Origin of the sequence: Pseudomonas moraviensis subsp. stanleyae, assembly GCF_036283065.1 — a bacterium.
Taxonomy (GTDB): domain Bacteria; phylum Pseudomonadota; class Gammaproteobacteria; order Pseudomonadales; family Pseudomonadaceae; genus Aquipseudomonas; species Aquipseudomonas stanleyae.
On record NZ_JAADJI010000007.1, the window covers coordinates 156,245 to 176,524 of the forward strand.

Genomic DNA, 20,280 nt, shown 5'->3' on the forward strand with positions numbered 1-20,280 from the left:
TCGATGTATGACGCAAGACATCTCGGTCAGTCCCCTCTCCCTCCGGGAGAGGGTTAGGGTGAGGGGCTTTTGCCTTTCAGCTTTCGGCTTTTGGATTGAGGCCATAGCGCCGCAAGTGGCTTATCATTAGCCCCCTATCGACGCTCACCCAAGGCTATCCGGCATGCTGGCAATCTTTCTTGAAACCCTGAACATCACCGCGCCGGTGTTTGCCATGCTGTTTCTCGGTGTGCTGCTCAAGCGCATCGACTGGATCAACGACAACTTCATCCATACCGCCTCGTCGCTGGTGTTCAACGTGACCATGCCGGCGCTGCTGTTTCTCGGCATCCTCCACGCTGACCTGCATGCGGCATTGCAGCCTTCGCTGCTCATCTACTTTTCCCTCGCCACCCTGGTGAGTTTCGCCGTGGCCTGGGGCTGGGCGATTTTCAAGTGTCCGCGGGAAGATCGCGGCATCTACACCCAGGGCGCGTTTCGCGGCAACAACGGCGTGATCGGCCTCGCGCTCGCCGCGAGCATGTACGGCGATTACGGGATTTCCCTCGGCGCAATTCTCGCGGCGCTGGTGATCCTGTTCTACAACACGCTCTCGACCATCGTGCTGGCGGTGTACAGCCCGGTGATCAAGTCCGATCCGTGGAGCATCTGCAAAAGCGTGTTCAGCAACCCGCTGATCATCAGCGTGATTGCGGCGGCGCCGTTCGCCTATTTCAAGATCGGCCTGCCGGGCTGGCTGGAAACCTCCGGCCAGTATCTGGCGCAGACCACTTTGCCGCTGGCGCTGATTTGTATCGGCGGCACGCTGTCACTGGCGGCGTTACGCAAGAGCGGCAAGATGGCGCTCAGCTCCAGTCTGGTGAAGATGGTCGGTCTGCCGTTACTGGCAACCGTGGGCGCGTGGTTGTGGGGCTTTCGCGGGGCGGAGCTGGGGATTCTGTTTCTCTACTTCGGCAGCCCGACGGCAGCGGCGAGTTTCGTCATGGCCCGGGCAGCGCAGGGCAATCATGAGCTGGCAGCGGCGATTATCGTGATGACCACGTTGATGGCGGCGATTACCACCAATGTCGGGATCTTTGTGTTGCAGTGGGGTGGGTGGATCTGATCAAGGATGTGCGGTGTCTGGCAGGGCCTCTTCGCGAGCAGGCTCGCTCCCACAGGGAAACGCATTGCAAATGTGGGAGCGAGCCTGCTCGCGAAGGTGGTCACTGCGGTTTCTGATAGCTATCGATCACTTCCTGCGCTGCGCGAAACGCATCGATCGCCGCCGGCACGCCGGCATACACCGCGCAATGCAGCAGCGCCTCGCGAATCTCCTCCACTGTGCAGCCATTGTTCAGCGCGCCGCGTACGTGGCCCTTCAATTCCTGCGGGCACTTCAACGCGGTCAGCGCGGCGAGGGTAATCAGGCTGCGGGTTTTCAGCGACAGACCTTCGCGATTCCACACCCCGCCCCACGCGTGTTCATTGACGAAATCCTGCAGCGGCTGGGTGAATTCGGTGGCATTGCCCAGTGCGCGATCGACGAAGGCATCGCCCATGACCTGACGACGGATTTCAACCCCGGACTGCTTCGACTCGCTCATGGCACATCTCTCTTGTGGTGTTGGCGACGCCAGGCGCGGATCGACGTGAACAGCAGAAACGTCAGCAGCGCCGGCAGGACATAAAACAGCATCAAGCGCTCGAGTTTGCCGGCCAGCGGCATGCCGGTGGTGAACGACACCACGTGCAGCCCGTAGACCAGATACAAACCCAGCAGCAGCAAGCCTTCGGCCCGGGTCACGCGATAGCCGGAATAGAACACCGGCAGACACAACGCAGCGACGCCGAGCATCACCGGCAAGTCGAAATCCAGCGCGTTGGGCGAAACCGAAAGCGGCGCCGGTGCGAGCAACGCGGTCAGCCCCAGCACACCGAGCAGGTTGAACAGGTTGGCGCCGATCACGTTGCCCACGGCAATGTCGCGCTGCCCGCGCAACGCGGCGATCAGCGAAGTTGCCAGTTCCGGCAGCGAGGTGCCGACCGCGACCACGGTCAGGCCGATGACCCGTTCCGACAGGCCAAGATCGGTGGCCACGACCACGGCGGCGCCGAGCAGCAAGCGGCCGGCGAACACCAGCATGGCCAGGCCAGCGACAATCATCAGCACACTGATCAGCCAGGATTGCCGGGTATCCTGCAGTCGTTCGGAATGAGGGCGGGTCGAGTGTCGCGACTGGCGAAACAGCAAGCCGAGATACAGCGCCAAGGCCCCGAGCAGCAGGACGCCGTCGAAACGCCCGAGTTCTTTGTTCCAGGCGAGGACGAATACCAGCAGGCCGGCGCCGATCATCAGCGGGATATCCAGGCGTACCAATTGTCGCGAAACGCGCAGCGGGATGATCAGCGCCGACAGGCCGAGGGTCACCAGAATGTTGAAGATGCCGCTGCCGACCACGCTGCCGACGGCGATGTCCGGGTTGTTCGTCAGCGTCGCTTGCAAGCTGACGGCCATCTGTGGCGCGCTGCTGCCGAGGGCGACGATGGTCAGGCCGATGATCAGCGGACGCACATGCAGACGCTCGGCCAGACGCACGGCGGCGCGCACCATCAGCTCGGCGCCGATGATCAAAAGACACAGGCCGCTAAACAGTTCGATGACGTTGATCAGCGGCAGATCGGCTAGTCCGAAAATGGTCGGCGCTCCATCAGTCCAGGGCCTGCACGCGAACCCGTGCGGTGCCGCTGCGCAGCATGCCGATCTCGTCGGCGGCCTCGCGCGACAGATCGATCAGTCGGCCACGGGTGTGCGGGCCACGGTCATTGATGCGGACCACGACCGATTCGTCGTTTTTCAAGTTGGTGACCTTCACCCGCGTGCCGAACGGCAACTGGCGGTGGGCGGCGGTCAGGGAATGCTGGTTGAACGCCTCGCCGCTGGCGGTGCGTTTACCGTGGTGTCTGGCTCCATAGTAGGAGGCGACGCCGGTCTGGTCGTAACCGTGCGGGTCGATGGTGTCGGTACTGGCGCAACCGGCCAGCAGGGAGAGCAGGGCGCTGCTCAAAAACAGACGCTTCATTCAAGGTTTCCCGGATACAAATGTGGGAGCGAGCCTGCTCGCGAAGAGGCCATTACATTCAACATCCATGTTGGATGTCAGGGCGCCTTCGCGAGCAGGCTCGCTCCCACAGGGATCGGAGCCAGTCATGACTGCGGCTGGCTCCATTTGTGGTCAGCCTTCGAGCTTGCTTTTCAGCAGTTCGTTCACCTGCTGCGGGTTGGCCTTGCCTTTGGAGGCTTTCATGGCCTGGCCGACGAAGAAGCCGAACATCTTGCCGCGTTTGGCTTCGTCTGCCGCGCGGTACTGTTCGACCTGTTCGGCGTTGGCTGCGAGCATTTCGTCGAGCACGGCGGAGATTGCGCCAGTGTCGGTGACCTGCTTGAGGCCGCGCTTTTCGATGATCTCGTCAGCACTGCCTTCGCCATTGGCCATCGCTTCGAACACAACCTTGGCGATCTTGCCGGAGATGGTGTTGTCCTTGATGCGCTGGAGCATGCCGCCCAGTTGCTCGGAGGACACTGGCGAATCCTCGATGTCCAGGCCCTGCTTGTTGAGCAGGCTGCCCAACTCGACCATCACCCAGTTCGCCGCCAGTTTCGCGTCGCCACCGATGGCCGCGACTTTCTCGAAGTAGTCCGCCTGTTCACGGCTTGTCGCCAGCACGTTGGCGTCGTAGGCCGACAGACCGAACTGGCTCTGGAAGCGTTCGCGCTTTTGCGGTGGCAGTTCCGGCAGGGTCGCACGCACTTCACCGAGGAACGACTCTTCGATGACCACCGGCAGCAGGTCCGGATCGGGGAAGTAACGGTAGTCGTTGGCTTCCTCTTTCGAACGCATCGGACGGGTCTCGTCCTTGTTCGGATCGTACAGGCGGGTCTGCTGGATCACTTTGCCGCCGTCTTCGATCAGCTCGATCTGGCGCTGGACTTCCGAGTTGATCGCCTTCTCGATGAAGCGGAACGAGTTGACGTTCTTGATCTCGCAGCGGGTGCCGAACTCGACCTGGCCTTTCGGGCGCACCGAGACGTTGCAGTCGCAACGCAGCGAACCTTCGGCCATGTTGCCGTCGCAGATGCCCAGGTAACGCACCAGCGCGTGGATGGCCTTGACGTAAGCCACGGCTTCCTTGGCGCTGCGCATGTCCGGCTCGGAAACGATTTCCAGCAGCGGCGTGCCGGCACGGTTCAGGTCGATGCCGGTGGCGCCGTTGAATTCTTCGTGCAGGCTCTTGCCGGCGTCTTCTTCCAGGTGGGCACGGGTGATGCCGACGCGTTTGACCGTGCCATCCTCGAGGGCGATGTCCAGGTGGCCCTTGCCAACGATCGGCAATTCCATCTGGCTGATCTGATAGCCCTTCGGCAGGTCCGGATAGAAGTAGTTCTTACGGGCGAACACGTTGTGCTGGCCGATCTCGGCGTCAATCGCCAGACCGAACATCACCGCCATGCGCACCGCTTCCTGGTTGAGCACCGGCAGCACGCCGGGCATGCCCAGGTCGATCAGGCTGGCCTGGGTGTTCGGCTCGGAACCGAACGTGGTGGAACTACCGGAAAAGATTTTCGACCGGGTGGTGAGCTGAGTGTGAATCTCCAGCCCGATCACGACTTCCCATTGCATGTGTGTCTCCTCAGAAGCCGGTTGGGGTGCGGGTGTGCCAGTCAGTGTTGAGCTGATACTGGTGGGCAACGTTCAACAGGCGGCCTTCCTGGAAGTACGGCGCGAGCAACTGCACGCCCACTGGCAGACCGTCGACAAAACCGGCCGGCATCGACAGGCCCGGCAGGCCGGCGAGGTTGGCGGTGATGGTGTAGACGTCTTCCAGATAGGCAGCGACCGGGTCGCTGTTCTTCGCGCCGAGTTTCCACGCCGGGTTCGGCGTGGTCGGGCCGAGAATGATGTCGACTTCATTGAAGGCAGCCATGAAATCGTTCTTCACCAGACGACGGATCTTCTGCGCTTTCAGGTAGTAGGCGTCGTAGTAACCGGCGGACAGCGCGTAGGCACCGACCATGATCCGGCGCTGCACTTCCGCGCCGAAGCCTTCGCCACGGGAGCGTTTGTACAGGTCGATGAGGTTTTCCGGGTTCTCGCAGCGATGGCCGAAACGCACGCCGTCGAAACGCGAGAGGTTCGAGGAGGCTTCTGCCGGGGCGATCACGTAGTAGGCCGGAATCGCGTGCTGCATGTTCGGCAGGCTGATTTCCTTGATCACCGCACCGAGCTTCTGAAGCTGCTGGATGCTGTTCTGGATCAGCTCGGCGATGCGCGGGTCGAGACCGGCGCTGAAGTATTCCTTCGGCACGCCGATGCGCAGGCCTTGCAGCGAATCGCCCAGGCCGGCGGAGTAATCCGGCACTGGCTCGTCGATGCTGGTGGAATCGTTCGGGTCGAAGCCGGCCATGCCTTGCAGCAGGATCGCGCAGTCTTCGGCCGTGCGCGCCAACGGGCCGCCCTGATCGAGGCTGGAGGCGTAGGCGATCATGCCCCAGCGCGAGACGCGACCGTAGGTAGGTTTCAGGCCGGTGAGGTTGGTGAACGCCGCCGGCTGACGGATCGAGCCGCCGGTGTCGGTTGCGGTGGCGGCAGGCAGCAGGCGCGCGGCCACAGCGGCGGCGGAACCACCGGACGAACCGCCCGGTACGTGTTCCAGGTTCCACGGGTTTTTCACCGCGCCGTACCAGCTCGACTCGTTGGCCGAACCCATGGCGAATTCGTCCATGTTGGTCTTGCCCAGGGTCACCGCGCCGGCAGCAGCCAGTTTCGCGACTACGGTTGCGTCGTATGGAGCCTTGAAATTGTCGAGCATCTTCGAGCCGCAGCTGGTGCGGATGCCCTGGGTGCAGAACAGGTCCTTGTGGGCGATCGGCGCGCCGAGCAGGGCGCCGCTCTCACCATTGGCCCGGCGTGCGTCGGCGGCTTTCGCCTGCTCGATGGCCAGGTCCTCGGTGAGGCTGATGAAACTGTTGAGCTGCGGATCGAGCTGGGTAATACGCGCCAGCAGGACTTTGGTCAGCTCTTCGGAGGAAAACTTTTTATCGGCGAGACCGCGGGCGATCTCGGCCAGAGTCATTTGATGCATTGCAGGCTCTTTCCCTTTAGTCGATGACTTTCGGAACCAGATACAGGCCGTTTTCGACCGCTGGTGCGATGGACTGGTAGGCCTCGCGATTATTCGTCTCGGTCACCACGTCGGCGCGCAGGCGCTGACTGGCTTCCAGGGGGTGGGCCAGCGGCTCGATACCGTCGGTATCAACGGCCTGCATTTCGTCGACCAGCCCGAGAATGCTGTTGAGGGCGGAAGTAATGTGCGGAAGATCGGCATCGTTGAGGCCAAGGCAGGCCAGGTGCGCGATTTTTTCCACGTCGGAGCGTTCTAGCGCCATCGGGATTCTCCAGTGGAAAACAGAACGGACGGCGTCCGTGTGTTAGATTGTCGGAACACTACCGCACTTCTACGGTCATAAGGCCGCGATTGTGGGGCTTGGTGCACAGAAAAGCGGCCAATTTAACATATTGGCGCCTTGCCCAAAATCCCTGTCGTTGTTAGAGTTTGCCGCACTTTTTTACCCACGCGTTGCCTAGGGTCCCTTTCCCATGTTCAAGAAACTGCGTGGCATGTTTTCCAGCGATCTTTCCATTGACCTGGGCACTGCCAACACCCTTATTTACGTGCGCGAGCGCGGTATCGTCCTGAATGAGCCATCGGTTGTGGCCATTCGGACACACGGTAACCAGAAAAGTGTCGTCGCTGTCGGCACCGAGGCCAAGCGCATGCTCGGCCGTACGCCGGGCAACATTGCTGCCATTCGTCCGATGAAGGATGGCGTGATCGCCGACTTCAGCGTCTGCGAAAAGATGCTGCAGTACTTTATCAACAAGGTTCACGAAAACAGTTTCCTGCAGCCCAGCCCTCGTGTGCTGATCTGCGTCCCATGCAAGTCCACCCAGGTTGAGCGTCGCGCCATCCGTGAATCGGCCCTTGGCGCCGGTGCCCGTGAAGTGTTCCTGATCGAAGAGCCGATGGCCGCTGCGATCGGTGCCGGTCTGCCGGTTGAGGAAGCGCGCGGTTCGATGGTCGTGGACATCGGTGGTGGTACCACTGAAATCGCCCTGATCTCCCTCAACGGTGTGGTTTACGCCGAATCCGTACGTGTCGGCGGCGACCGTTTCGACGAAGCGATCATCACCTATGTGCGCCGCAACTACGGTAGCCTGATCGGTGAATCCACCGCCGAGCGCATCAAGCAGGAAATCGGTACTGCCTACCCGGGCGGCGAAGTGCGCGAAGTCGATGTTCGCGGTCGCAACCTGGCCGAAGGCGTTCCACGCGCATTCACCCTGAACTCCAACGAAGTGCTCGAGGCTCTGCAGGAGTCGCTGGCAACCATCGTTCAGGCGGTGAAAAGCGCGCTGGAGCAATCGCCGCCGGAACTGGCTTCCGACATCGCCGAGCGTGGCCTGGTGCTGACCGGTGGTGGTGCGCTGCTGCGTGACCTCGACAAGTTGCTGGCCCAGGAAACCGGTCTGCCGGTGATTGTTGCCGAAGATCCGCTGACTTGCGTTGCTCGCGGCGGTGGCCGTGCGCTGGAAATGATGGATAAGCACACCATGGACCTGCTTTCGAGCGAATAATCAAACGGCGTGAAAGCTACTCAGGGCTGGGAGCCTTCGGCTTTACGCGCGCAATACTGCGTTAAAAACAGGCTCGGAATGCTCATTTACAACCCGTAAACTCCGCTTCCTCGCCTGTTTTTGCCTTGTCTTGCCGTCGCTCGCTACGCTTTCACACCATTTGAAGCTTCGAATGCAATACGTGGGTGAACGCACAGGCAGCACTTTGCAGTGCTGCCTGTTGGCGTTTATCTTCTGTCAGTCTTCATCCAGGCCGGTTTGATGCCGTATGAATAAACAGAACATTTGCCTGGGAGGAGCGGCTTATTAAACCGCTTTTCACCAAGGGCCCTTCGTTGGGCGTGCGCCTGTTGGTGCTGGCCGTGCTTGCGGTCGCGCTGATGGTGGTCGATGCACGTTTCGACCTGCTCAAGCCCGCGCGCAAACAAGCGTCGCTGGTGCTCATGGACGCCTACTGGATCACTGACCTGCCCGGCCGCTTGTGGGAAGGGGTTGCCAGCCAGTTCGGCAGCCGCACCGAGCTCGTCGCCGAAAACGAAAAACTCAAGACCGAAAACCTGCTGTTGCAGGGACGCATGCAAAAGCTCGCGGCCCTGACCGAGCAGAACGTTCGCCTGCGCGAGTTGCTCAATTCCTCTGCGCTGGTCAACGAAAAGGTCGAAGTGGCCGAGTTGATCGGCATGGACCCCAACCCCTTCACCCATCGCATCATCATCAACAAAGGCGAGCGCGACGGCGTGGTGCTCGGCCAACCGGTGCTCGATGCCCGCGGGCTGATGGGCCAGGTGGTCGAATTGATGCCTTACACCTCGCGAGTCCTGCTGCTGACCGACACCACCCACAGCATTCCGGTGCAGGTGAACCGCAACGGTCTGCGCGCGATTGCCAGCGGCACTGGTAACCCGGAACGTCTGGAATTGCGTCACGTCGCCGACACGGCGGACATCAAGGAAGGCGATCTGCTGGTCAGTTCCGGTCTCGGCCAGCGCTTCCCGGCGGGCTACCCGGTGGCGACGGTCAAGGAAGTCATCCACGATTCCGGCCAGCCGTTCGCCATTGTCCGCGCCGTGCCGACCGCCGCCCTGAATCGCAGCCGCTACCTGCTGCTGGTGTTCAGCGACAGCCGCACCGCCGAGGAGCGCGCCAATGACGCGGCCCAGGCGCAGGAACAGCTCGATGCCCACGGCGGTGGCCCGATGTTGCCCGCCAGCGTGCCGAAACCGTTGATCATGCCCGCCACGCCTTCGACCGCTACATCATCAGCACCGGCCGCCGAAGCCACAGCGCCTGCCGTTGCACCTGCCAAGCCCGCCGCGAGCAAACCGCCCGCTGCCGCTCCGGCCGCTGCCAAACCACCGGCCGCCAGCAAACCACCGGCGAAACCGCCAGCGACTACCGGGGGACGAGAATAATGGTCGGCGCGAAAAAATCCGCAAACGGCTGGATGATCTGGCTGACCTTCTTCGTCGGCATCCTGCTCAGCGTTTCACCGTTGCCGATCTTCATGGAAATCCTTCGCCCGCTGTGGCTGGCTTTGCTCGTGACTTTCTGGGCGTTGTACATGCCGCACACGGTCGGCATGGTCACCGCGTTCTGTCTGGGGTTGGCCGAAGATGTCCTGCAGGGCGACCTGCTCGGGCAGAACGCGCTGATCCTGACCCTGATCACATTCCTTGTACTGTCGTTGCAGCAGCGTCTGCGCATGTTCCCGATGTGGCAGCAGTGCCTGGTGATCCTGGTGATCTTCGGCCTCGCGCAATTGGCGCAACTGTGGCTCAGCGCTTTGACCGGCAATCGTCAGCCAACTCTGGCGTTGGTCCTGCCGGCACTGGTCAGTGCCTTGCTCTGGCCGTGGGTCAGCTTCGCCCTTCGCGGGATGTGCCGACGCTACAGAATCTATTGAGCCGGTGAAGCAGGGCACTGAACAGGGAGATGTTTTGATGAAACTGCTTTACCTCGCCTCAGGCTCACCGCGTCGCCGTGAATTGCTCACGCAGATCGGCGTGCAGTTCTCCGCCATCAGCGCGGATATCGACGAAACCCCACTCCCGGAAGAATCCCCTTCGGCCTATGTCGAACGCTTGGCGCGTGGCAAGGCCGAGGCCGGTCGCCGCTCGGTCGTTTCTGACCAGCCATTCTGCGTGCTCGGCGCCGACACCGCTGTGGTGCTCGATGGCAAAATTCTTGGCAAACCGGTGGACGAAGCCGATGCATGCGCCATGCTGATGATGTTGTCCGGCAACGAACACGAAGTGCTGACCGCCATCGCCGTGCTTGAAGGCGAGCGCTGCGAGTCGCGGGTGGTGCGCAGTCGGGTGCGTTTTCGCGCGATCAGCCGCGATGAGGCCGGCGCCTACTGGGCCAGTGGCGAGCCGCGTGACAAGGCCGGCGGTTACGGCATTCAGGGTCTTGGTGCGGTGTTTGTCGCCGGGCTCGACGGCAGCTATTCGGCGGTGGTCGGCCTGCCGCTGTGCGAAACCTGCGAGGTGTTGGGCCATTTCGGCATACCCTGTTGGCAAAACCTGAACACGCCCTGAGCGTCGTACGAATCCAGATGCGGCCACTATCGTGAACATGCCTGAACGAGATCCTGCCATGAGTGAAGAGATTCTGATCAACATCACGCCGATGGAGTCGCGCGTGGCGGTGGTCGAAAACGGTGTGCTGCAAGAAGTCCACGTCGAGCGCACGCAGAAACGCGGGATCGTCGGCAACATCTATAAAGGCAAGATTGTCCGCGTCCTGCCGGGCATGCAGGCGGCATTCGTCGACATCGGCCTCGATCGCGCCGCATTCATTCACGCCGCCGAAATCTCCCTGCGTGAAGGTCCTGCGGTGGAAAGCATCAGTTCGCTGGTGCACGAAGGTCAGAGCCTGGTGGTGCAGGTCACCAAGGACCCGATCGGCTCCAAAGGCGCACGCCTGACCACGCAACTGTCGATTCCTTCGCGTTATCTGGTGTACATGCCGCGCACCGCCCACGTCGGCATTTCCCTGAAGATCGAAGACGAAACCGAACGTGAGCGCCTCAAGCAGGTGGTCAGTGATTGCGTGGCCAAAGAAGGCATCAAGGAAGCCGGCGGCTTCATTCTGCGCACGGCCGCTGAAGGCGCCGGCGCTGACGAAATCCTTATGGACATCCGTTACCTGCGGCGCCTGTGGGACCAGATCAACGAACAGATCAAGACCATCGCCGCGCCAAGCGTGATCTACGAAGACCTCGGCCTGGCCCTGCGCACCCTGCGCGATCTGGTCAATCCGAAGATCGAGAAGATCCGCATCGACTCGCGGGAAACCTTCCAGAAAACCACGCAGTTCGTCGCCGAACTGATGCCGGAAATCGCCGATCGTCTGGAACACTATCCGGGTGAGCGACCGATCTTCGACCTCTACGGTGTCGAAGACGAAATCCAGCGTGCGCTGGAGCGCAAGGTGCCGCTGAAGTCCGGCGGTTATCTGGTGATCGATCCGGCGGAAGCCATGACCACCATCGACGTCAACACCGGGGCGTTCGTCGGTCATCGCAACCTCGAAGAAACCATTTTCAAGACCAATCTCGAAGCGGCCACGGCGATTGCCCGGCAGATGCGTCTGCGCAATCTTGGCGGGATCATCATCATCGACTTCATCGACATGGAAGATGAAGAGCACCAGCGTCAGGTCTTGCGCACTCTGGAAAAACAGCTGGAGCGCGATCACGCCAAGACCAACATCATCGGCATCACCGAACTGGGCCTGGTGCAAATGACCCGCAAGCGCACCCGCGAAAGTCTTGAGCAGGTGCTGTGCGAGCCGTGCAGCAGTTGCCAGGGACGCGGCAAACTGAAGACCGCTGAAACCATCTGTTACGAGATCTTCCGCGAGATTCTGCGCGAGGCCCGGGCCTATCAGGCCGAGGGTTACCGGGTGCTGGCCAACCAGAAAGTGGTCGACCGTCTGCTCGACGAAGAGTCCGGTAACGTCGCCGAGCTTGAAGGCTTCATCGGCCGCACCATACGCTTCCAGGTGGAAACCATGTATTCCCAGGAACAATATGACGTGGTGCTGCTCTGAAGCCCTGCAGCACCATTCATTCAACGCGGCTGGCCTCAGCTTTTCGCAGTTTTTTTGCCATGGGAGCCAACTGACATGGAGCGTCTGACACGCATATTGGCCGCACTCACCCGCTGGGGGCTGGGCCTGTGCGCGTTGGTTCTGGTGTTGATGGCGTTGTACGTCAGCCTCGGCCGCGAGCTGACCCCTTTGGTGGCGGAATACCGCGCCGACATCGAAGACAAGGCCAGCGCCGCTCTTGGCATGCCCTTGCAGATCGGTGAGCTGGAAGGCAACTGGAGCGGCTTCGCGCCGATCCTGCTGGCCCATGACGTGATGCTTGGTGACGGCACCAACGCACTGCGCCTCGATCGTGTGCGGGTGGTGCCGGATCTGTGGGCCAGCGTGCTCGCCCGCGAAGTGCGCCTCGCGCATATCGAACTCAACGGTTTGAAGATCAGCCTCAAGGAAGCCGAAGACGGCACTTGGGCGCTGGAAGGTCTGCCGGTGCAGAAGGACCAACCGTTCGATGCGGCGCAACTGTTCCAGCGCTCGCAGATGATCAAACAATTGTCGGTGCTCGACAGCCAGGTGACCCTGCAACCGCTCGATCACCCGCCGATGACGCTCACCTATGTCGGCCTCAATCTGCGTACCGGCGCCAGTCGCCAGCGTCTTGACGCGCGTCTGACCTTGCCCGATGGCCAGCCCGTCGCGCTGAGCCTGCGCAGTCAGCTGCGTCCTGACCAGTGGCAGAACAGCGCCATCGAGGGTTATGCCAGCCTGCCACAGAGCGACTGGTCGAAATGGCTCCCCGAGCGTCTGACCCAGCAATGGAATTTTTCCGAGATCAAGGCCGGCGGCGAACTCTGGGTCGATTGGGCCGAAGGCACCCTGCAAAGCGCTGCGTTGCGCCTGAATGCACCTCAGGTCACCGGCGCCTACGCCGAGCGCAAGCCGATCCAGATCAACAATCTGGCGCTCAACGCCTATTACCGCAACAGTGCCGAGGGCGCGAACGTCACCCTCGATTCACTGGCAATGAGCTTCGGCGAAACCCGCTGGGAATCCCGCGTGCAGATACAACAGACTCGCGCCAGCGCCAAGGCGGAAGAGCTCTGGCATTTGCAGGCCGATCGCCTCGATCTGACCCCGATTACACCGCTGCTCAATGCGCTGGGGCCGTTGCCGCAGAGTTTTGCCACAGTGGTTGAACGCTTGAAAGTGACTGGCGGCCTGCGCAATGTCCTGCTGGATTTCCGTCCGACCGCTACCGATGGCAGCAAATTCGGCTTTGCCGCCAACCTCGATAACGTCGGTTTCGACGCTTACCACGGCGCTCCGGCGGCGCGAAATGTCAGCGGCAGCCTCAGTGGCAATCTCGACGGCGGCGAGTTGCGCCTCGACAGCAAGGACTTCGTCCTGCACCTCGATCCGATTTTCGCCAAGCCATGGCAATACCTGCAGGCCAATGCGCGCCTGACCTGGAAGCTCGACAAGGACGGCTTCACCCTGATTGCGCCGTACCTGAAGGTGCTGGGCGAGGAGGGCAGGATTGCCGGCGACTTCCTCATCCGCCTGCACTTCGACCATAGCCAGGAAGACTACATGGACCTGCGCGTCGGCCTGGTCGATGGCGACGGCCGCTACACCGCCAAATACCTGCCAGCCGTGTTGAGCCCGGCGCTTGATGAATGGCTGCGCACGGCGATCCTCAAAGGCGCGGTGGATCAGGGCTTCTTCCAGTATCAGGGCTCGCTGAGCAAGAACGCCGGCGACGCTGATCGCAGCATCAGTCTGTTCTTCAAAGTACATGACGCCGAACTGGCCTTTCAGCCGGGCTGGCCGCATGTGAGCAAGGTCAGCGGCGACGTATTCATCGAGGACAGCGGCGTGCGCATCTGGGCCAGCAAGGGCCAGTTGCTCGACACCCAAGTCAGCGATGTTTTCGTCAATATTCCTCATGTACCGGCCGGGCAGAACTCCCATCTGTTCCTCGATGGCGCGTTTGCCGGTGGCCTGGGCGATGGCTTGAAGATTCTTCAGGATGCGCCGATCGGCACTGGCGAGACCTTTGCCGGTTGGGAAGGCGCTGGCGATCTCAACGGCAAGCTCAAACTGGATATTCCGCTGGCCAAGGGCGAGCAGCCGAAAATCCTCGTCGACTTCAAGACCTCCAATGCGCGGCTGAAACTGGCCGAGCCGAAGCTGGAACTGAGCCAGCTCAAAGGCGATTTCCGCTTCGACAGTAACAAAGGCCTCAGCGGCCAGAACATTTCTGCGCGAGCCTTCGACAAACCGGTCACTGCGCAGATCTTCGCCGATGGCAGCCCCAACCAGATCAAGACTCGGGTGGCGGCGTCGGGGCAGGTCGAAGTGAAAAAGCTCACTGACTGGTTGGGCGTGACCCAGCCGCTGCCGGTATCCGGGACCATTCCTTATCAGTTGCAGCTGAATCTCGCAGGCGCCGACAGTCAATTGATGGTCAGTTCCAGCCTCAAAGGCGTGGCGGTGGATTTGCCGGCGCCGTTCGGCATGGCCGCCGATGTCGGTCGGGACACGGTGTTCCGCATGACCCTGCAAGGGCAGGAGCGGCGTTACTGGGCCAATTACGGCCAACTGGCCAGTTTCACCTTTGCCGCGCCACCGAGCAATTTCGCCGATGGCCGTGGCGAGCTGTTTCTCGGCGCTGGCGACGCGGTATTGCCGGGCGCCAAGGGCCTGCGGATTCGCGGCGTGCTGTCGGAGCTGGACGTGGCGCCGTGGCAGGATCTGGCCAATAAATACGCCGGGCAGGATCCAGGCGGCAGCGCCAAACAGTTGCTCAGCAGCGCTGACGTCAAGGTCGGCAAACTGACTGCGTTCGGTACCACGCTGGATCAGGCCTCGGTGCAGATCAATCGCAAGCCCGGCGCGTGGAATCTGGCGCTCGACAGCCAGCAGGCCAAGGGCAGCGCCAGCCTGCCGGACGCCAAGGGCGTGCCGATCGCGGTAAACCTGCAATACGTGAAACTGCCGGCGCCGGACCCGGCGGTGCAGGCTGACGAAAACGCGCCGGATCCACTGGCATCGGTCGATCCGACGAAAATCCCGGCACTGGATATCACCCTCAATCAGTTGTTCCTCGGTCCCGATCTGGTTGGCGGTTGGTCGCTGAAAGTACGGCCGACCGCCAAAGGCATCGCCCTGAACAACCTCGACATGGGCCTCAAGGGCATCCTCCTGCAAGGCAATGGCGGCTGGGAGGGCACGCCGGGGGCGACCAGCAGTTGGTACAAGGGCCGCATTGGCGGCAAGAATCTGGCTGACGTGCTCAAGGGCTGGGGCTTCGCGCCGAGCGTGACCAGCCAGGAATTCCACATGGATGTTGACGGCCGCTGGCCGGGCTCGCCGGCATGGCTGGCGACCAAGCGCTTCTCCGGCACCCTCGACGCCTCGCTGAACAAGGGCCAGTTCGTCGAAGTGGAGGGCGGCGCCCAGGCGCTACGGGTGTTCGGCCTGCTCAACTTCAACTCGATCGGCCGGCGTCTGCGTCTGGACTTCTCCGACCTGTTTGGCAAAGGCCTGAGCTACGACCGGGTCAAAGGTTTGCTGGTGGCGAATAATGGTGTCTACGTTACGCAAGAGCCGATTCGCCTGACCGGGCCTTCGAGCAACCTTGAGCTGGATGGCACGCTGAATATGGTCGATGACAAGGTCGATGCGAAATTGCTGGTCACGCTGCCGGTGACCAACAACCTGCCGATCGCCGCGCTGCTCGTCGGCGCACCGGCGGTCGGCGGCGCGCTGTTCCTCATCGACAAGCTGATCGGCGACCGCGTGGCGCGCTTCGCCAGCGTCAAGTACACCGTCACAGGCCCATGGAAAGAGCCGAAAATCACCTTCGACAAGCCTTTTTAACTAGCAGACACTACCCCGTGTAGGAGCTGCCGAAGGCTGCGATCTTTTGATCTTGTTATTGAAGATCAAGATCAAGAGATCGCAGCCTTCGGCAGCTCCAACACAGTTCTGCGTAAATCCCGAGGAGCGGCCATGTCTTTAGCGGTGATTCAAATGGTCAGCCAGAGCGACGTGCTGGCCAATCTGGCCCAGGCCCGACGCCTGCTCGAGCAGGCGGCCGCCGCCGGGGCGAAACTCGCGGTGCTACCGGAAAACTTCGCCGCCATGGGCCGTCGCGACGTTGCCGATATCGGCCGCGCCGAGGCCTTGCGCGGCGGGCCGATCCTGCCCTGGTTGAAACAGACCGCCCGTGACCTCACCTTATGGATAGTCGCCGGCACATTGCCGTTGCCACCGCTGGGTCAGCCCTCGGCCAAGGCCAATGCCTGCTCGCTGTTGATCAACGAACACGGCGAAATCGTCGCGCGCTATGACAAGCTGCATCTGTTTGATGTCGACGTGGCGGACAATCGCGGCCGGTACCGGGAATCCGATGACTATGCTTATGGCGGTAATGTAGTGGTGGCAGATACGCCGGTGGGGCGCGTCGGTCTGAGCGTGTGTTACGACTTGCGCTTCCCGGAGCTGTACAGCGAATTGCGCGCCGCCGGAGCCGAGTTGATTACCGCACCGTCGGCGTTTACTGCCGTGACCGGCGCCGCGCATTGGGATGTTTTGATCCGCGCACGGGCCATCGAAACACAGTGTTATATCCTGGCGGCCGCACAGGGCGGCAATCATCCGGGGCCGCGGGAAACCTTCGGGCATGCGGCGATTGTCGATCCGTGGGGTCGCGTGCTGGCCCAGCAGGATCAAGGCGAGGCGGTATTGTTGGCCGCCCGCGACAGCGATGAACAGGCGTCCATCCGGGCGCGCATGCCGGTGACGCGTCATCGGCGGTTTTTCTCGCAGGGCGCCCAGCGGCCTGCTTCAGAACACGAATTTAAGGCGTAAACCTATGAGCGAGTTGTTGTCCTCAGTCAGTGATCACCTGTTGGCACCCGGCGGTGTCACGATCGAGAGCCTGCAAGGCGTGCTCGGCGATCTGGCCGGGCCGGGCATCGATGCCGCCGACCTGTATTTCCAGGGCCAGATCTCCGAGTCGTGGGCGCTGGAAGACGGCATCGTCAAGGAAGGCAGCTTCAACCTCGATCAAGGTGTTGGCGTGCGTGCGCAGTCCGGTGAGAAAACCGGGTTTGCCTACAGCAACGCGATCACCCTCGAGGCCCTGGGCGCAGCCGCCCGTGCCGCGCGCTCGATCTCCCGCGCCGGCCAGAACGGCACCGTGCAGGCGTTCAGCAGCCAGGATGTCGCGCAACTGTATGCACCGGATAACCCGCTGGAAGTGCTCAGCCGCGCGGAAAAAGTCGAGTTGCTCAAACGCATCGACGTCGCCACCCGTGCACTCGATCCGCGGATTCAGCAGGTCAGCGTGAGCATGGCCGGGGTCTGGGAGCGGATTCTGGTCGCCTCCACCGACGGTGGCCTGGCCGCTGACGTGCGGCCACTGGTGCGTTTCAACGTAAGCGTCATCGTCGAACAGAATGGCCGTCGCGAACGCGGCGGGCACGGCGGCGGTGGGCGTACCGATTACCGCTACTTCCTCGCCGAGGACCGTGCGATGGGTTACGCCCGCGAAGCGCTGCGCCAGGCACTGGTCAATCTGGAAGCGATTCCCGCGCCGGCCGGTACCTTGCCGGTGGTGCTGGGTTCCGGCTGGTCTGGTGTGCTGCTGCACGAAGCGGTCGGTCACGGTCTGGAAGGCGATTTCAATCGCAAGGGCAGCTCCGCCTACAGCGGGCGCATGGGCGAAATGGTTGCCTCCAAGCTGTGCACCATCGTCGATGACGGCACCTTGAGCGGCCGTCGCGGCTCGCTGAGCGTCGATGACGAAGGCACGCCGACCGAGTGCACCACGCTGATCGAAAACGGCGTGCTCAAAGGCTACATGCAAGACAAGCTCAACGCGCGGCTGATGGGCGTGGCGCGCACCGGTAACGGTCGCCGCGAATCCTATGCGCATCTGCCGATGCCACGCATGACGAACACCTACATGCTTGGCGGTGAAAGCGACCCGGCGGAAATCATCGCCTCGGTGAAGAAGGGCATCTACTGCGCCAACCTCGGCGGCGGTCAGGTCGACATCACCAGCGGCAAGTTCGTGTTCTCCACCAGCGAGGCGTATCTGATCGAGGACGGCAAGATCACCGCGCCGGTCAAAGGCGCGACGTTGATCGGCAACGGCCCCGAGGCGATGAGCCGGGTGTCGATGGTCGGTAACGATCTGGCGCTGGACAGCGGTGTGGGTACGTGCGGCAAGGATGGGCAGTCGGTGCCGGTGGGTGTCGGCCAGCCAACGCTGAAAATCGATGCGATTACCGTGGGTGGCACGGGCGCATAAGAGAAGTGGGGCTTTCGGGTGGCGCGCAGCACGGCCACCCGGTGGCGATTTTCAACGCAGGCCGCGTTGAGTCTCGTCCAGCTCCCGAATGTATTTGAAGATCTTGCGGCTCGAAGCAGGTGGCTTGTTTTGCGCAACCTCATGCTGGGCCTGACGGATCAGGGAACGCAATTGCTGGCGATCGGCGTCCGGGTACTCGACGACGAATTTCTCCAGCACGGCGTCATCGCCCGCGATCAGGCGGTCACGCCAGCGTTCCAGATTATGGAAACGCTCGTTGTACTGGCGAGTGGAGGCATCGAGTTGATCGAGCAGAATCAGAATCGCGTCAGTGTCCTGATCGCGCATCAGTTTGCCGATGAACTGCAAATGCCGTTTACGCGCGATGTTCGCGGTGTGCTTGGGCGCATCGGCCAGTGCCCGGCGCAAAGCGTCGGTCAACGGCAGTTTGGCGACCAGATCAGGCTTGAGTGTGGTCAGGCGCTCACCGAGGTCAACCAGCGCATGCAACTCGCGTTTGACCTGAGATTTGCTTTTTTCTCCCGTATCGAGGGAGTCGTCGTAAGAATCAACCATGGTGGCAGTCCGCAAAGAAACGCCGCCATGATAACCAGTCGGGGGCCGCTTGTCCGGCCCGGTCGCTCGATGACCCCAGCCGAAAGCAGAATTTGAGTGGAGATGAGCATGAGTGCAGTTCAAAGCGTCGGCCCGCAGGCATTGCCGGCACTGCAAGAACAGGTCGAGCAGATCATCGCCGAAGCCAAGCGCCAGGGCGCCAGCGCCTGTGAAGTCGCGGTGTCGCTGGAGCAGGGGTTGTCGACCTCGGTGCGGCAGCGCGAGGTTGAAACCGTTGAATTCAACCGTGATCAGGGTTTTGGCATCACCCTTTACGTCGGCCAGCGCAAGGGCTCGGCGAGCACCTCGGCCACTGGCCCTGAGGCGATTCGTGAAACGGTCGCAGCTGCGCTGGCCATCGCCAGGCACACTTCCGAGGACGAAGCCTCGGGCCTCGCCGATGCGGCGCTGATGGCCAGGGACGTGCAGGATTTCGACCTGTTTCACGAGTGGGACATCACTCCGGAGCAAGCCATCGAGAAAGCCTTGCTCTGCGAGGCCGCGGCGTTCGACGCCGATGCGCGGATCAAGAACGCCGACGGCACCACCCTCAGCACCCATCAGGGTTGCCGCGTTTACGGCAACAGTCACGGTTTTATCGGCGGTTACGCGTCGACCCGGCATAGCCTGAGTTGCGTGATGATCGCTGAAGCCGACGGCCAGATGCAGCGCGATTACTGGTATGACGTCAATCGTCAGGGCAGTCTGCTCGCCGATCCGGTGAGCATCGGCCAGCGTGCCGCGCAACGCGCAGCGAGCCGTCTGGGCGCGCGTCCGGTGCCGACCTGCGAAGTGCCGGTGCTGTTTTCCGCGGAGCTGGCGGGCGGCCTGTTCGGCAGCTTCCTCTCGGCAGTTTCCGGTGGCAGCCTGTATCGCAAATCGTCGTTTCTTGAAGGCACTCTGGGGCAGAAGCTGTTCCCGGAATGGCTGACCATCGATGAGCGACCGCATCTGATGCGCGCGATGGGCAGTGCTTCCTACGACGGTGACGGCCTGGCGACCTACGCAAAACCGTTCGTCGAGAAGGGCGAATTGGTCTCGTACATCCTCGGCACCTACTCCGGGCGCAAACTGGGCATGCCGAGCACCGCCAATGCGGGCGGCGTGCACAACCTGTTCGTCACCCATGGCGACGAGGATCAGGCCGCGCTGTTGAAGCGCATGGGCCGCGGTCTGTTGGTTACCGAGCTGATGGGCCATGGCCTGAACATGGTCACTGGCGACTACTCGCGCGGGGCCGCGGGTTTCTGGGTCGAGAACGGCGAAATCCAGTTCGCCGTGCAGGAAGTGACCATCGCCGGCAACATGCGCGACATGTTCAAGCAGATTGTCGCGGTGGGTAATGATCTGGAGCTGCGCAGCAACATTCGTACGGGTTCAGTGTTGATCGAACGGATGACTGTCGCCGGCAGCTAAGCCGCGAATCCGCCAACAAAAAAAGGCGCGCCATCCGTTCTGGATGGCGCGCCTTTTTTATTCGCTTCGCACAAATCCCCTGTGGGAGCGAGCCTGCTCACGAAAGCGGTGGATCAGTTGCAGATGTGCTGACTGACACAGCGCATTCGCGAGCAGGCTCGCTCCCACAAGTGAACAGCGCAAACTCGCTCGCTTGTTTTG

17 protein-coding genes are annotated in these 20,280 nt (G+C 61.9%); 10 read left to right on the forward strand and 7 right to left on the reverse strand.

Annotated features, from left to right (window positions below; genetic code table 11):
- Positions 1 to 163 precede the first annotated feature (163 nt).
- Positions 164 to 1,105, forward strand: a complete 942-nt coding sequence (locus GXB78_RS14240) for an AEC family transporter (protein WP_329515831.1) — start codon at positions 164 to 166, stop codon at positions 1,103 to 1,105.
- A gap of 100 nt (positions 1,106 to 1,205) precedes the next feature.
- Here GXB78_RS14240 and GXB78_RS14245 read toward each other — a convergent pair whose 3' ends face one another.
- The 6 genes from GXB78_RS14245 to gatC form a co-directional block, all read right to left on the reverse strand.
- Positions 1,206 to 1,586 (reverse strand): carboxymuconolactone decarboxylase family protein, encoded by a 381-nt coding sequence (locus GXB78_RS14245; RefSeq protein ID WP_123443389.1) that lies wholly within the window; start codon positions 1,584 to 1,586, stop codon positions 1,206 to 1,208.
- A complete protein-coding gene (locus GXB78_RS14250) occupies positions 1,583 to 2,659 on the reverse strand; it encodes a calcium/sodium antiporter (protein WP_329515972.1) in 1,077 nt (358 codons plus the stop codon). The genes GXB78_RS14245 and GXB78_RS14250 overlap by 4 nt, the downstream gene beginning before the upstream one ends.
- A gap of 31 nt (positions 2,660 to 2,690) precedes the next feature.
- Positions 2,691 to 3,062: a septal ring lytic transglycosylase RlpA family protein gene (locus GXB78_RS14255; protein ID WP_042608775.1), complete on the reverse strand. Its 372-nt coding sequence runs from the start codon at positions 3,060 to 3,062 to the stop codon at positions 2,691 to 2,693.
- A gap of 153 nt (positions 3,063 to 3,215) precedes the next feature.
- Positions 3,216 to 4,661, reverse strand: a complete 1,446-nt coding sequence (gene gatB / locus GXB78_RS14260) for an Asp-tRNA(Asn)/Glu-tRNA(Gln) amidotransferase subunit GatB (protein ID WP_329515832.1) — start codon at positions 4,659 to 4,661, stop codon at positions 3,216 to 3,218.
- A 10-nt stretch (positions 4,662 to 4,671) separates the two neighbouring features.
- Positions 4,672 to 6,123, reverse strand: a complete 1,452-nt coding sequence (gene gatA / locus GXB78_RS14265) for an Asp-tRNA(Asn)/Glu-tRNA(Gln) amidotransferase subunit GatA (RefSeq protein WP_150742786.1) — start codon at positions 6,121 to 6,123, stop codon at positions 4,672 to 4,674.
- Positions 6,124 to 6,139: 16 nt separating this feature from the next.
- Positions 6,140 to 6,427, reverse strand: a complete 288-nt coding sequence (gene gatC, locus GXB78_RS14270) for an Asp-tRNA(Asn)/Glu-tRNA(Gln) amidotransferase subunit GatC (RefSeq protein ID WP_024011606.1) — start codon at positions 6,425 to 6,427, stop codon at positions 6,140 to 6,142.
- 211 nt (positions 6,428 to 6,638) lie between these two features.
- On the opposite strand from gatC, the gene mreB reads away from it, so the two are divergent.
- The 8 genes from mreB to tldD all read left to right on the forward strand — a co-directional run bounded on the left by mreB (position 6,639) and on the right by tldD (position 18,048).
- Positions 6,639 to 7,676, forward strand: a complete 1,038-nt coding sequence (gene mreB / locus GXB78_RS14275; RefSeq protein WP_002555108.1) for a rod shape-determining protein MreB — start codon at positions 6,639 to 6,641, stop codon at positions 7,674 to 7,676.
- Positions 7,677 to 7,981: 305 nt separating this feature from the next.
- On the forward strand, positions 7,982 to 9,088 hold the full coding sequence (gene mreC / locus GXB78_RS14280) for a rod shape-determining protein MreC (protein WP_329515973.1): 1,107 nt from the start codon (positions 7,982 to 7,984) through the stop codon (positions 9,086 to 9,088).
- Positions 9,088 to 9,579: a rod shape-determining protein MreD gene (gene mreD / locus GXB78_RS14285; protein WP_042608773.1), complete on the forward strand. Its 492-nt coding sequence runs from the start codon at positions 9,088 to 9,090 to the stop codon at positions 9,577 to 9,579. Before mreC ends, mreD begins: the two co-directional genes overlap by 1 nt.
- Positions 9,580 to 9,616: 37 nt before the next feature.
- On the forward strand, positions 9,617 to 10,213 hold the full coding sequence (locus tag GXB78_RS14290; RefSeq protein WP_329515833.1) for a Maf family protein: 597 nt from the start codon (positions 9,617 to 9,619) through the stop codon (positions 10,211 to 10,213).
- Between the two features lie 58 nt (positions 10,214 to 10,271).
- Entirely contained in the window at positions 10,272 to 11,729 is a 1,458-nt protein-coding gene (rng, locus tag GXB78_RS14295) for a ribonuclease G (RefSeq protein WP_329515834.1), read from the forward strand.
- Between the two features lie 75 nt (positions 11,730 to 11,804).
- The gene (locus GXB78_RS14300; RefSeq protein WP_329515835.1) at positions 11,805 to 15,608 is read left to right on the forward strand and encodes a YhdP family protein; all 3,804 of its coding nucleotides are present in this window, start codon (positions 11,805 to 11,807) and stop codon (positions 15,606 to 15,608) included.
- Between the two features lie 132 nt (positions 15,609 to 15,740).
- The gene (locus GXB78_RS14305; RefSeq protein ID WP_329515836.1) at positions 15,741 to 16,601 is read left to right on the forward strand and encodes a carbon-nitrogen hydrolase family protein; all 861 of its coding nucleotides are present in this window, start codon (positions 15,741 to 15,743) and stop codon (positions 16,599 to 16,601) included.
- Positions 16,602 to 16,605: 4 nt separating this feature from the next.
- Positions 16,606 to 18,048, forward strand: coding sequence for a metalloprotease TldD (gene tldD / locus GXB78_RS14310; protein WP_329515837.1), 1,443 nt, complete (start codon positions 16,606 to 16,608; stop codon positions 18,046 to 18,048).
- Between the two features lie 51 nt (positions 18,049 to 18,099).
- On the opposite strand, the gene yjgA is transcribed toward tldD, so the two are convergent.
- On the reverse strand, positions 18,100 to 18,624 hold the full coding sequence (gene yjgA, locus GXB78_RS14315) for a ribosome biogenesis factor YjgA (protein ID WP_042608768.1): 525 nt from the start codon (positions 18,622 to 18,624) through the stop codon (positions 18,100 to 18,102).
- Between the two features lie 108 nt (positions 18,625 to 18,732).
- On the opposite strand from yjgA, the gene pmbA reads away from it, so the two are divergent.
- Complete coding sequence (gene pmbA / locus GXB78_RS14320; RefSeq protein ID WP_042608767.1) at positions 18,733 to 20,079, forward strand: metalloprotease PmbA; 1,347 nt, start codon at positions 18,733 to 18,735, stop codon at positions 20,077 to 20,079.
- Positions 20,080 to 20,280: the final 201 nt, after the last annotated feature.